Genomic DNA, 13,348 nt, shown 5'->3' on the forward strand with positions numbered 1-13,348 from the left:
CAAGACATTTCTCACTTTATTTTTGCTAGCTTTTTAACCAGTCGTACGTTCTCCGCTGCGATCGCTAGTATGCTTCTCCGTAAAACTACAGCTTTCTCGTATTCTAATACGTCGTACCGAAACATGCTTTTAACCCGAACTTTCTTCGATCAACTAAATCAAGAAATTAAAAATTGCGCTCTGCACTTTCCTGCTACACAGCCAAAACGGGCTCCATAACCAGCCCTCTTCAGTTAACCAAATTAAGGCATCAATCGCTCAACCCGCGATTAATGCCTTAATTTCTTTAATTTTCAAAAGTTACCCGGGGTTGAAAACACTCTAGATAAATTGAATCAACGTCATCACAATTGGTACGACTACGATGAATAGGACCGTACTTGTCGTTACCAAGTTGGTAGCGTATTTTACGTCACCATGTGATTCGTTTGCTAGGATTGGCATAACCGCTAATCCAGGTGCTGCTGCTTGCACAATCAACGTTTGCATTTCCATCGTTGGCAATACGTGTCCGGTGTGTGCACCAAGCAAAATCAAACCGGTAATTACCAATGGTGACAATACGAAACGACCAAGCAACGCAAAGACCGTATCACGGTCGAAGTGGATGCTCTTCAAGCCGGCGTCGTAAAGCACAATCCCAATGTAAATTAGTGACAATGGGGTTACCAAGTTACCCACGTAACTCAAGGTGTTACCAGCCCAGCTTGGCACTGGCAAACCGAGTACCAACCAGATGATGGCAACGATAAAACCAAGGAGTGGTGGCGGAAGTAGTTTCTTCCAGTTCACTTTACGTTCTGCAGTTTGGTCACCCTTTTGCTTAGTTGGGTCGTCGTTGGCAATCAAGAATACCCCGAACGCCCACGTCGAAACCGTGTTAGTTACGTAGTAAACCAAGAAGTATGCCAAGCTTTGCGAACCAAACAACGCAATGTTCAGTGGCAATCCAATGAAAATGGTGTTTGCGTTAACTACGGTATTCATAAAGAGTCCGCGGCGTCCTGGGCGAACTTTTAATAACTTAACCGTAATCCATGCAATGATATATCCAATAATTACTCCACCAAACGAATAAATCAATCCGCTTGATAAACTAACTAGTTTTGGTAACGTTAAATACTTCATTACCGATACAAAAATTGAAGCTGGTAGAGCTACGTTCATAATCAATTTTGAAATACTACCACTAAAATGGTCGTCAAACCATCCCATTCCTCGTAGACCAAAGCCAAGGGCCATCATCAACAGAATGGTAATAATACTTTCAACGGACGTAATAAATGCCGCCATCTTACCCACTCTCTCTTTCTCTTTATAACGAGCTTTTGGAAAATCTTCTTAATTCCTGAGCTTCTCTGTTGCACAGTCGAAACGTGTTTTTAAACCCAACTTCCTCCGGCTAACCAATCACAGCATCAATCGCCAAACCCGCGATTAATGCTGTGATCTAGTTAGTCCTCAGAAGCTCCCCGGGTCTAAAAACACTCTAATTTTCTTAATCCTCGAAGATTACCCGAATTCACTCACTCTCTCTTTTGTTATTCGTCATTTTCAACGGATCGACCCACCGGTCAAAGTCCGCTTCGTTCACCAAACCGCTCTTTAACGCAGCTTGCTTGAGGCTCAGTCCTTCCCGACTTGCTAGTTGGGCAATCTCTGCTGCTTGATGATAACCAATGTGTGGCGACAACGCCGTCACGGTCATTAGTGATTGTTCCACCAAGTCCAACATCCGGTCGGCGTTAATTTCAATTCCCGCGACCATTTTTTCGGTAAACTGAGCCACTACCCCGCTTAACAAATTGACGGAATCTAAAAAGTTGAAGATAATTACCGGTTTATAAACGTTCATCTCAAAGTTTCCTTGGCTAGCAGCAACGTTAATCGTTACGTCATTACCCATTACCTGAGTTGCTGCCATGGTCAATGCTTCCGCTTGGGTTGGATTAACCTTACCAGGCATGATTGAAGACCCGGGTTCGTTAGCCGGAATCGTCAATTCCCCATAACCAGCCCGCGGACCGCTTGCTAGGAAACGGATGTCGTTAGCGATTTTTAACAAATCGGCTGCCAAAGTTTTCACTGCGCCGTGCACAACTCCAATTCCAGAATGTGCACTGAGCCCGAAGAACTTGTTTTGGGTCGTAAATCGTAAGTCGTACACCTTACTCAATTCGTTGACCATTTCTAAGTCATAACCAGCAGGAGCGTTCAATCCCGTTCCTACCGCGGTTCCCCCAATCGGCAGTTCTAATAACGTATCCTTGAGCTTCGTCAAGTAGTCTAAATCATGTTCTAACGTACTTACCCAGCCACTAATTTCTTGGCCAAAAGTCAACGGCGTTGCATCTTGTAGATGGGTCCGCCCAATTTTAACCACGTCCCAATACTGTCTTTGTTTTTCCGTTAATGTGGCAATCAAGTTTTTAATCACTGGTAGAAGGCGGTTAATTGCTTGACTCGCCGCAATGTTCATTGCCGTAGGGAAGTCGTCGTTAGAGCTTTGCGATTTGTTGACGTCGTCGTTAGGTAAAAGCGCCAAATCAGAATCGATTTGTTGGGCAACGTGCACAATCACTTCGTTGACGTTCATGTTCGTCTGGGTTCCCGAACCAGTTTGGAAAACGCGCAGGGGGAAATCCTGCATTAAAGTTGCATCATCTAAGGCCAATAATTGGTCACTCGCCTTTTGAATTAACCGCGTTTTTTCGGTAGGTAATAATCCAAACCGATTGTTCACCCCCGCAGCCGCCTTTTTGACGTTAATTAATGCTCGAATTACTTCGACTGGCATCAACGGTCCCGTCGCAAAATTATGCCGACTGCGTTCAGTTTGTGCGCCCCATAAAGCCTGTTGAGGCACCTTTACCTTTCCTAATGTATCTTCTTCAATTCGATAGTCCGCCATCGTTATCGCTCCTAATTTTTAGTATTCAGGAGTCCACCGGGTATCTGCCACCGCTTTTTTCACGTCGGTGATGGTTTCTTTTGTCAATCCTTGATCAACTGCACTTTGGGCAATGCCTTCCGCAACCGTTTGTGAGAATTCACTCAACTTGGAAACTGGTGGCAATACCGCTGCTCCTGGTTTGCTTACGTCTACGATACCGCCCAATGAATGAGCAGCCTTAGAAATCATTGTATCATTTAATACTTTAGCAGTTGAGGCAATGACCCCTAAACCTAAACCAGGGTAAACCAACGCGTTGTTAGCTTGACCAATTTGGTAAGTAACGCCGTTGTATTCAATATCGTCAACCGGAATTCCGGTAGCAATCAAGGCGCGACCATCCGTCCACTTCAACAAGTCTTCCGCCTTTGCTTCAGCTAACTTAGTTGGGTTAGACAATGGGAAGATAATTGGGCGTTCCGTATGAGCAGCCATTTCACGAACCACTTCTTCGGTAAAGGCACCTGGTTTTGTAGAAGTACCAACCATGATAGTTGGGTGAACTGCCTTCACTACGGATAGCAAGTCGGTCAATTCTTCTGGGTTTTCAAATTCGCTGCGCTTACGTGCGAATGGCTTTTGTTCCGGCGTCAACGTTTCGTCATCATCAAACAAAAGACCTTGCTTATCGACCATGTAGAAGTGTTTCTTAGCTTCTTCTTCGGACAAGCCGTTTTCAACCATTTCTGCGTAAATCCGGCTCAAGATTCCGGCGCCTGCAGTTCCGGCACCGAAGCTTAGGTAAACTTGGTCCGTAATCTTTTGCTTAGAAATGTTTAGGGCACCTAAGATACCAGCCAAAGTAATAATTCCGGTACCTTGAATGTCATCGTTGAAAATTACGTAACGATCTTTGTACTTATTCAAAATCTTTGCCGCGTGGTCACGTCCAAAGTCTTCAAAGTGCAGGTACATATTTGGGAATAGGTTTTCTGCAGTTTGAACAAATTGATCCACAAATTCAAAGTAACGGTCGCCCTTGATCCGTTCGTGACGGTTACCAAGGTACATCGGATCCTTCAACAATTTTTCGTTGTTAGTTCCTACATCTAACACAACTGGAAGAACTTGGCTTGGGTCAATTCCAGCAGCAGCGGTATAAACCATCAACTTACCAACCGAAATGTCAACACCGTTAGTTCCCCAATCACCGATTCCTAAAATACCTTCTGCATCAGTAACTACGATCAAGCGAATGTCCCGGCCATCAGCCGCATTCTTCAACGCCGTTTCCATGTTATCTGGATCATCGATAGAAAGGAAAGTTGCGTTTTGTGATTGAACGTAAAGTTCACTGTAGTTTTCGATCGTATCCGCAATGGTAGGATCGTAAACAATTGGCATAAATTCAACAACGTGTTCACTGAACAACTTGTAGAATAGCACCCGGTTTTCGTTGAAAATTTGCATCAAGAATAACCGTTTTTCTAAATCGTTAGCCTTAGTTTGAAATTGAGCGTAAGTTTGCGCTACCTGTTCATCCAAAGTTTGGATGTATGGTGGAATCAAACCGTTAAGACCTAACTGATCGCGTTCTGCTTTTGTAAAAGCAGTTCCCTTATTTAAATAAGGATTGTTCAAAATACTCATTGCTTTTTCAGTCATTTTGCTTTCCTCCAATTTTGATTACGCGGTTAGTTTAAAACTCGCTAATTGCTATAGTCAAATTATTAGCATATTATAAATTATATTTATATTAGGCTGAAAAATCCTGATATAATAGGCTTATGGAGGAACGTTATGAACACTAAAGATTTAAAATATTTTCATTCGCTTGTAAAAAATAAAAACTTTTCTGCGGTTGCGGAAGAATTTAACGTTAGCCAGCCCACCATCAGCATGGCCATTCGGCGTTTAGAAGACACTTTCCAAACCACGTTGTTCACCCGCGATCAAGGCCGACACCATTTATCCGTCACCCTAAGCGGCCAACAACTGGACGAACACGTACAAGCCATCTTGGATCACCTAACCGTTGCCCAAAATAGCATTAAAAATATCAACACAAAAAAGTTAATCCTCGGTCTGCCACCCATTATGACCAAGTATTTTTTCCCGCGGATTGCCAAACGCCTTACCGAACAAAATTTGTTAAAGGCCATCGTGCCCGTGGAAAAGGGGTCGGCTGAATTAGAAGAAATGCTGCTTGCCGGGACCCTCGACATGTCCCTAATGGGGGCCATCGAAAAGCAGTTCAACGAAAATCTAGCTTACCAACACTTGGGCAACGACCACTTTGTCGCAATCGTCGGTAACCAGTCCCCCTTTTTTTCTCGCGACAAAATCTGGTTCTCCGAATTAAAAAACGAGTCGTTTATCACCTTTGATAGCAACTTTGTTCACGCAGAAGCTCTACGCAATTTCAGCAACATTACCAATTTTCGGCCTAACGTGGTTTACCAAAGCAATGATTCCCAAGTAATTCAAGAAATGGTGGCCCAAAACGTAGGGGTGGGTTTTATCGTCAATTCTGCGGTAATTAAACGCCCGGACGTTCGGGTTCTGCCCTTTTTCGATGAAGAACAACCCTTGTTTTACATGAACCTGGTCCAACGTAAAGACCGGATCTTAAGTCCTTACCAACAAAGGATTGCCGATTTAATTTGGGAGTAGTTAATAAAAGTCGAATAGTTAGTGCGTGCTAATATAAAAAGCGGTTATTATGCCAATTCCAAACATAATAACCGCTTTTAGGATTAAACAAGCGCCCTCGAATTTCGTTAACCAGCTCACGCTGAAAATTCTCGTGCTTCTTTGCTACATAGCCGAAATGGGCTCCGTAACCCAGCTCTCTCCGGTTAACCAAAATACCGGCTCAATCGCCAAAAGCGCAAGGATTAACCCGGTATTTCTGTTAATCCTTGCGCTTTCCTGCTGCGTAGTCGAAATGGGCTCCGTAACCCAGCTCTCTCCGGTTAACCAAAATGCGGCATCAATCGCCTAAACCGCGATTAATGCCGCATTTCCGTTAATCCTCAAGAGCTACCCGGGTTACTCCGCCCTCTAGTTTTTAAACCACTCGTCAATTTCCTTATATTCTTGTTCGCTAAGTTCAATTTCCGTTGCCTTTGCATTGCTTTCCACTTGTTCCGGTTTGCGTGCCCCTGGGATTACCACACTGATGGCCGGGTTCTTCAAGTACCACGCCAAAATCACTTGCGCCACGGTCGCCTGTTTTGCTTCCGCGATTCGGCGTACCTTTTCAGTTGCTTCAATTATTTGATTAAATTGTGCTTCCGAGTACTGGTCGAAGCGTTCGTGATCCTTCTTCGTATATTTTCCCGTAAGAATTCCGGACGCCAATGGGAAGTATGGTACAAAAGAGATTTGGTGTTCCGCAAGGTATGGGAACAATTCCTTTTCCGCCTCTCGGTGCACTAGGCTGTAATCATCTTCGACAACGTCAATCACGTCTTCCACGTTAGCTTCCTTAATTTGTGCTAAAGAGAAATTAGAGACCCCGATAGCTTTAATTTTTCCTTCTTTACGTGCCTTAACTAACGCATTAATTGCCTCGTATTTGTCAGTAGTTTCGTCTGGAAAATGGATGTAAAAAATGTCAATATAATCCGTCTTCAACCGCCGCAAAGCTGCGTCAATTTGTAACGTTAAAAATTCCGGATCATTATTCGGCTGGTAGTTGTGTAGCGGATCTTGTGCCGCCTTAGTCGCCAACACTACTTTAGAACGGTCGTAATCTTGTAAAACATCACCAATGATTTCCTCTGAACGACCTTTCCCGTAAATAAAGGCAGTATCAAGTAATTGAATTCCTTGGTCAAGCGCCTTCCGGACAACTGCATAACCATCTTCATCTTTCAAATCAGGAAATAAGTTATGCCCACCAACTTTATTGGTTCCCAAACCTAACGCGGTGGTTTCTACGTCACTTTTACCAATTCGAACTAAATTTGCCATACGATTACCTCCAGTTATATTTTTCGTGATTAGCATAACAGATAAACAAACAAAATGAACACTTTTAGTTTTAATGGTTACGTTCATAAACTTTTGTTAGGCTATTTTTAAGGAAAAAAATCTGCGTTCCTTTGCTGCATAGTCGAAAGGGGCTCCGTAACCCAGCTCTCTCCGGTTAACCAAAATGCGGCATCAACCGCCTAAACCGCGATTAATGCCGCATTTCCGTTAATTTTCGTGCTTCTTTGCCGCGTAGTCGAAACGGGCTCCAGTGCCCAATCTCTTCCGGTTAACCAAAATACCGGCTCAATCGCCAAAAACGCGATCAAACCGGTATTTCTGTTAATCCTCGCGTTTTCCTGCCGCATAGCCGAAATGGGCTCCGTAACCCAGCTCTCTCCGGTTAATCAAAATGCGGAACCAATCGCCTAAACCACGATTAATTCCGCATTTTCATTAATCCTCAAGAGCTACCCGGGTTACTCCGCCCTCTGTTTTATGTATTCCTCTACGTATTTTCGATTTCCGTGCTGTAGCGTTACTACCAGCGTATCGCCCGCCTTAATTACCGTATCGCCAGACGGAACAATTGCACGGGGGCCCCTTTGAATACTGATCAACAAACTATGTGCGGGCCATTGTGCGTTGCGGACTGCCGCCCCGTCAAGTTGGGAGCCTTCCTTTACAAATACTTCCACCCGTTCTTGTCGGCCCTGCGGTTCCGCTAAAATATCCGGTACCAACTGGTGGAGCAACGATTCGTAAATTGGTTCACCGCCCAATAAATCCAACACAATGTAGGCTACTAGCGCCACCACCGCTAACGGCATTAAGTGCTGCAACGAACCCACCATTTCGGTAATCAATAAGATGGCCGTAAACGGCGCCTTCCCTATCGAAGCAAAGTATCCCGCCATGGCATAGATCACAAAGTTAGGTAAGTAACGGGCGTCGATCAACCCCCAGTGTGCCATTATGCTTACGTAAAGGGCACCACTTACCGCTCCGAGCGTTAATATAGGAAGAAAAATTCCACCCGGTAGCCCTGAACCGTACGAAACCATGGAGAAAACAAACCGAATCACTAGTAAAATCAAGAGCGTCACGAATACCGGATTTTGCGCCGCAATCGTGGTAATCAGCGTGTTTCCTCCGCCAAGGTAGGACGGCCATCCCCAGCCTACCGGAATAATTAGGATAAAGGGCACTAAGCTATCCAACCACCGCGGCAAAAATTTAATTTTGCCGTACCAAGTCTTTAATTTCAGCGTGCAGATTTGATACAGCCGGCCAAAAAGCCCCAGTAAAATTCCTAACACCAACAAATGCCAGTATAAATTAAGTGGTAACGCGTGAGGATAGACGATTGCCAACACGGGAGTTAACCCAAAAAAGGTCAGCGAAATGAAGTTTGCCACCACCGCGCTCGTCAGCGCACTAATCCACACTAACGTAGAAAAGTTGTGGTAAATTTCTTCCAACACAAACAGGGTGCTCGCAATCGGTGCGTTAAACGCTGCGGATAAACCGGCCGCCGCTCCTCCGGCAATCAACACCCGGCGTTGCGATCCGCGATACCGTAAAGTTTCGCTCCAGCCTTGTCCTACGGCTGCTCCTAGCTGAATCGAAGGGCCTTCCCGTCCTAACATCAGTCCCGAGCCAATTGCTAAAATGCCCCCGACAAACTTTTTCCACAATACCGGCCACCATTGTTCCTCGTATTCTCCCGATAGCTGTCCTTCAATTTGGGGAATCCCGGATCCCGAAATATCTGGCGTCGTTTTAACTAAAAAACCTACTCCGACTGCTAAAATAAGGTTTAACAGGACAATCCACTGCCAGTCGGTGGAAAAATTTTGGTATAGTTGTTGGAAAAAAATTAGCAATTTTTCAATTGTCAGTCGAAAAATACTAACAATTAATCCGATTAAGCCGCCCACCACTACTGAATTTAACAGCGTTGATAGACGGGTGTCTTCAATTTTTAAATGCATCAGCATTCCACCTCGTTCAAAAGATTAACCTTACTTATGTTAGCATAACTAAAACTCTCGCCAAGTTTTGAATTTAGGATTTGTTAGAAACCTGTATAATGGATTGGTAAGAATAATTGAGGATGGTGTTATAAATGAAAAAAGTAGTTAGCTTTGCAGGGTTCGATACCTTGTTCAACGTGCAACCTTTTTACGAAGCGGTTGGACGGATTGGCAACCGCTACGACATTGACGAAAAAAAGGTTCGGGATACTTACCGCCAAAAAGAACGGGCTTTAATGCAACAAAGTGAATTTATGAAGTACTCTAAACTAATGGAAGTGGCTCTAAACGAAACTGCCGAAGAACTAAACTTCACGATTGACCCCAGTGATTTCAGTGACGTTTTAATTGCCCACACGGTAATGGAGCCGTTCCCCGATGCACCAACTGCACTATATAACATTAAGGAAAAAGGCTATGAGACTGTCTTACTGACCAACCACTCTAAAGACTTAATTCAAGCTAACGTGGTCAAACTGGAACATAATTTTGATCAAATCATCACTGCTGAAGACGTTCAGGCTTACAAACCTAACGCACGATTCTTTGCATACGCTGCCCAACAATTAGGCGACGTTGACGAACACGTTCACATTGCGGTTGACCCTACTAAGGATATTCAACCGGCTCAAGCAGCTGGCTGGCAAGTAATCCAAATTGACCGCCAGGACGATAACGCTCAGGTAGCTTCCTTGATGGACGCTGCAGAACAATTAGGTTAAGGCAGCTAACAGTTAAAAAACTATGAACGAATTCATAACCAATAAAAAAGGAACCAGAACTTAAACTCTGGTTCCTTTTTTATTTAAAACGGTAAACGCACTACGGCAAAACGTCATTGATTTAAGGTTGTCGGAGTGTGACACCTTGCCAACCAAGGGGTGTTTAAATTGCTTCTGACCAATAGTATCTCTCCGTTTAAATAGAGATAGTCTCGCATCATTTTAATAGCCCACTTTAATAGTTTAACGTGTGATATAATCTCCGTAGAGTGTATAACCTATTGTTCATCCTTCTAATATGAGAAGAACATAAACACTACGCTGTTTAACTAGGAGTTAAAAAACAATGACTACTGTACCTAAAAACAATATTATTCTAGGTGAATTTTTAAAAGGCTTTTATGACCCACAATTCACATGGGATGCGAAAGAAACTAACGGACTGACCGACATTTGCCAACCACTAGCCCAATCCGCCGCTTACTATGATATTCCTGTCTACATTTTAGCTAACGACATTGATCAAAAAGCACAAGCCAATCTACACATTGAACCTGTGAAAGTTAATCCTCAGCGATATAAATTAACCCTATACTTTATCCGTTGGGAAATTGCGTTAAATTTTTTGGTTGAGCATCCTGAATTTGAAAAAGTGGCTTTAGTTGATGCTACTGACGTTACGTTACTCAATTATCCTTTTGACCAAGTGGAAGATGAGATTTTATATTTTGGCGATGAAATTAACTACTTAGATGCGGGGATTATTAAAGGGGATGCCAAAACGCCCAAAATGAGAGACTTTTTCGAGGAAAATCCTGAATTACAACTGCTCAACCCAGGGGTAATTGTGGGGACACGGCAAACAATCATTGAATTTTTGACAATCTTCGTTAGCATCTTTAACCGTGTTCAAATAGAAGAAATGCGGGACGTACCGGACCAGCAACTTGGAAATTATGAAATGGCCTTGGTTAACTACGTTGCTTACCGATACTTCTATAGCCGGATTAGGCATGGCCGCAAAGTTAGTACTTTATTCATGTACAACGAAGGCACTAGTAGCGCATGGTTTAAGCACAAATAACGGGTGGTAAAAATGGATATTAATAAATTAATGCATATACTTGATAATCAAGAATGGACTGTTGAAAATGCAGGAGCTGACGGAACTGGCTCAGTGATTTATATGGGGCAAAACCAGGGAATTTTAATTCTAAAATTAAATCCCAATGGAACGATTTCCTTTCCAACCCGGATGGGTTTTCTTCCTCCTGAGTATCGTAATTGGCAGTTTAACGAAGCTCAACAATTAGTTGAGCTCATGGATAAAGATCACCAAATAACAACAAGTTTCCATACTCCCAAAGAGGAGGGCTTACATTTAGTCATGCGGGAGCAAGATCCGCAGGGAGTTCCACGAAGATTAGTCACGCGCCCTAAACTATTTAAAAATGCAAAAAAGCAAATCATGCCTAATCCCCAATTAAATGCTGGAAAAATGATTTTAGCTAAAAACTACCATCCTGACTCAGAATTGGGAAACATCGTAAAAAACTATGTTTTGGGAGTTCACCGCATCCAAAACGACCTTGATCATCTGCCTGGTATTAGGGAATCTCTTAACTACCTAATCGAACATCCGGCTTTAAAAGAAGTTGCTGTTATCAGTGACCCCAATGTACAAGATAACCCGTTTGCAGAACTAGCACTTTCAAAAATTAAGGCAAACGTTTCAGGAACCGTTCTAGTTGCTTCGCGAGGGTTGATGATTGAATTGTTGGGACAAGTACTGATCGAAGCTTACCACCAAGCCTTTGAACATCAAATCATGCAAGATGAAGACGTTTCAGTTTCAATTAAAGATACTTTGGAAACTAAGTTTAAAGAGCGGGTACAATGGATATAAATTTAATTGAACTAAGTGAATACTAGGAGGTTGGGAAAAATTTCCAGCCTCTTTTTGATTACTAAAACCGCCCCTTTTTACCAAAGCGGGTATTTTTTTAGGATGTAGTTACTTTTCAGATTTAAAAAACCACTTAAACCCCTTAAAAAGCCCGTATTATAGCATTTTCTTGTGATTGTTCTCGACAAAACTTTCTATTTCTAAATCACTTACAAATAGTTTATAATTATCTTGAAGTTCAGAAAGCGCTTTCTTAAACTTCATCATTCTTAAATATTTATGGAGGTACAGACATGGCAGATAAATACATTCTGGCCATCGACGAGGGGACCACTAGCACGCGTGCGATCATATTCGATCATGCTGGGCGTAAAGTTGCCGATGCGCAACGTGAATTTACGCAATATTTCCCTAAGCCGGGGTGGGTAGAACACAATGCCAACGAAATTTGGAATGCCGTTTCGTCTACGATTGCTAATGCTTTTATTGACTCAGGCATCAAGCCCAGTCAAATTAGCGGAATTGGGATTACCAATCAACGTGAAACGACCGTCATTTGGGACAAAAAAACTGGTTTGCCAATTTATAACGCAATCGTGTGGCAATCGCGACAAACTGCCGATATTGCCGACCAACTAATTAAAGACGGCTATGGCGACCTGATTCACCAAAAAACCGGCTTGGTAACCGATGCCTACTTCTCCGCAACTAAGATTCGTTGGATTCTTGACCACATTAACGGCGCTCAAGAACGTGCCGAACGCGGTGAACTCCTTTTTGGCACCATCGACACGTGGCTAGTTTGGAAACTAACCGATGGTGCTGTTCATGTGACTGACTACTCCAACGCTAGCCGGACCATGCTTTACAACATTCACGAGTTGAAATGGGACTCCGAGATTTTGCAATTATTAAACATTCCTGAAGCCCTCCTGCCAGAGGTTAAGCCAAATTCGATGATTTACGGTAAGACCAAGGATTACCACTTCTATGGTAGCGAAGTTCCGATTGCGGGGATGGCTGGTGACCAACAGGCGGCCCTCTTCGGTCAACTCGCGTTTGAACCCGGCATGGTCAAGAATACTTATGGGACCGGCGCCTTTACCGTAATGAACATTGGTGAGCAACCGCAATTATCCGATAATAATTTATTAACCACCATTGGTTACGGTATTAATGGCAAGGTTTACTATGCTTTGGAAGGAAGCATTTTTGTGGCCGGTTCGGCAATCCAGTGGCTGCGGGACGGAATGCAGCTCTTCAAAAAGGCTTCCGATTCAGAAGCCGCCGCGTTAGCTTCGCAAAATGAAAACGAAGTCTACGTGGTTCCCGCCTTTACTGGTTTAGGGGCGCCGTATTGGGATTCTGATGCTCGGGGAGCCGTATTTGGAATCACCCGCGGAACGACTAAAGAAGACTTTATCAAAGCGACCTTACAATCCCTGGCATACCAATCTCGGGACGTCCTTGACACGATGAAACGTGATTCAGGAATTGACATCCCGGCAATGCGAGTGGACGGCGGCGCCTCCAACAACAATTACCTAATGCAATTTCAGGCCGATATTTTAGGAATTGAAATTCACCGGGCCCACGATTTAGAAACCACCGCGCTGGGGGCGGCCTTTCTAGCTGGACTGGCCGTTGGTTATTGGCAAGATCTCGATGAACTAAAAGCCGAATACCAACCCGGGAAGGTTTTTAAACCACAAATGGATGCAGAAGAACGCCGCGACCTTTATCAAGGTTGGCAAGAAGCCGTGGCCGCAACCCGGAAATTCAAGCACCAACCGCGTAAAGCAAACTAACTCTT

General features: G+C 43.6%; 10 protein-coding genes. 5 read left to right on the forward strand and 5 right to left on the reverse strand.

What is annotated here, in order from left to right; all coding sequences use genetic code 11:
* Positions 1-321: 321 nt before the first annotated feature.
* From NYR25_08065 to NYR25_08075, 3 genes are all read right to left on the reverse strand, one after another.
* A complete protein-coding gene (locus tag NYR25_08065; GenBank protein ID UWF33528.1) occupies positions 322-1,293 on the reverse strand; it encodes an AEC family transporter in 972 nt (323 codons plus the stop codon).
* Positions 1,294-1,522: 229 nt separating this feature from the next.
* Positions 1,523-2,911: a class II fumarate hydratase gene (locus tag NYR25_08070; GenBank protein ID UWF33529.1), complete on the reverse strand. Its 1,389-nt coding sequence runs from the start codon at positions 2,909-2,911 to the stop codon at positions 1,523-1,525.
* An 18-nt stretch (positions 2,912-2,929) separates the two neighbouring features.
* Positions 2,930-4,558, reverse strand: a complete 1,629-nt coding sequence (locus NYR25_08075) for an NAD-dependent malic enzyme (protein ID UWF33530.1) — start codon at positions 4,556-4,558, stop codon at positions 2,930-2,932.
* A 135-nt stretch (positions 4,559-4,693) separates the two neighbouring features.
* On the opposite strand from NYR25_08075, the gene NYR25_08080 reads away from it, so the two are divergent.
* A complete protein-coding gene (locus tag NYR25_08080; protein ID UWF33531.1) occupies positions 4,694-5,566 on the forward strand; it encodes a LysR family transcriptional regulator in 873 nt (290 codons plus the stop codon).
* A gap of 390 nt (positions 5,567-5,956) precedes the next feature.
* On the opposite strand, the gene NYR25_08085 is transcribed toward NYR25_08080, so the two are convergent.
* Together NYR25_08085 and NYR25_08090 are read right to left on the reverse strand one after the other, a co-directional pair.
* Positions 5,957-6,871: an aldo/keto reductase gene (locus NYR25_08085; protein ID UWF33532.1), complete on the reverse strand. Its 915-nt coding sequence runs from the start codon at positions 6,869-6,871 to the stop codon at positions 5,957-5,959.
* A 479-nt stretch (positions 6,872-7,350) separates the two neighbouring features.
* Positions 7,351-8,865 carry a ClC family H(+)/Cl(-) exchange transporter gene (locus NYR25_08090; protein UWF33533.1) on the reverse strand — a complete coding sequence of 505 codons (1,515 nt, stop codon included), beginning with the start codon at positions 8,863-8,865 and terminating at the stop codon, positions 7,351-7,353.
* Positions 8,866-8,999: 134 nt separating this feature from the next.
* On the opposite strand from NYR25_08090, the gene NYR25_08095 reads away from it, so the two are divergent.
* The 4 genes from NYR25_08095 (at position 9,000) to glpK (ending at position 13,343) form a co-directional block, all read left to right on the forward strand.
* Positions 9,000-9,629 carry an HAD-IA family hydrolase gene (locus NYR25_08095; protein UWF33534.1) on the forward strand — a complete coding sequence of 210 codons (630 nt, stop codon included), beginning with the start codon at positions 9,000-9,002 and terminating at the stop codon, positions 9,627-9,629.
* A 346-nt stretch (positions 9,630-9,975) separates the two neighbouring features.
* Positions 9,976-10,713, forward strand: a complete 738-nt coding sequence (locus NYR25_08100) for a hypothetical protein (protein UWF33535.1) — start codon at positions 9,976-9,978, stop codon at positions 10,711-10,713.
* 12 nt (positions 10,714-10,725) lie between these two features.
* The gene (locus tag NYR25_08105; GenBank protein ID UWF33536.1) at positions 10,726-11,535 is read left to right on the forward strand and encodes a hypothetical protein; all 810 of its coding nucleotides are present in this window, start codon (positions 10,726-10,728) and stop codon (positions 11,533-11,535) included.
* A gap of 293 nt (positions 11,536-11,828) precedes the next feature.
* A complete protein-coding gene (glpK, locus tag NYR25_08110) occupies positions 11,829-13,343 on the forward strand; it encodes a glycerol kinase GlpK (protein ID UWF33537.1) in 1,515 nt (504 codons plus the stop codon).
* The last annotated feature ends 5 nt before the right edge of the window (positions 13,344-13,348 follow it).

Source organism: Pediococcus acidilactici (assembly GCA_024970065.1).
GTDB lineage: Bacteria > Bacillota > Bacilli > Lactobacillales > Lactobacillaceae > Pediococcus > Pediococcus acidilactici_A.

Coding starts and splice junctions, on each gene's coding strand:
- NYR25_08080 (UWF33531.1), top strand. CDS start 4,694: ATGAACACTAAAGATTTAAAATATTTTCATTCGCTTGTAAAAAATAAA.
- NYR25_08075 (UWF33530.1), bottom strand. CDS start 4,558: ATGACTGAAAAAGCAATGAGTATTTTGAACAATCCTTATTTAAATAAG.
- NYR25_08085 (UWF33532.1), bottom strand. CDS start 6,871: ATGGCAAATTTAGTTCGAATTGGTAAAAGTGACGTAGAAACCACCGCG.
- NYR25_08065 (UWF33528.1), bottom strand. CDS start 1,293: ATGGCGGCATTTATTACGTCCGTTGAAAGTATTATTACCATTCTGTTG.
- NYR25_08095 (UWF33534.1), top strand. CDS start 9,000: ATGAAAAAAGTAGTTAGCTTTGCAGGGTTCGATACCTTGTTCAACGTG.
- NYR25_08100 (UWF33535.1), top strand. CDS start 9,976: ATGACTACTGTACCTAAAAACAATATTATTCTAGGTGAATTTTTAAAA.
- NYR25_08070 (UWF33529.1), bottom strand. CDS start 2,911: ATGGCGGACTATCGAATTGAAGAAGATACATTAGGAAAGGTAAAGGTG.
- glpK (UWF33537.1), top strand. CDS start 11,829: ATGGCAGATAAATACATTCTGGCCATCGACGAGGGGACCACTAGCACG.
- NYR25_08090 (UWF33533.1), bottom strand. CDS start 8,865: ATGCATTTAAAAATTGAAGACACCCGTCTATCAACGCTGTTAAATTCA.
- NYR25_08105 (UWF33536.1), top strand. CDS start 10,726: ATGGATATTAATAAATTAATGCATATACTTGATAATCAAGAATGGACT.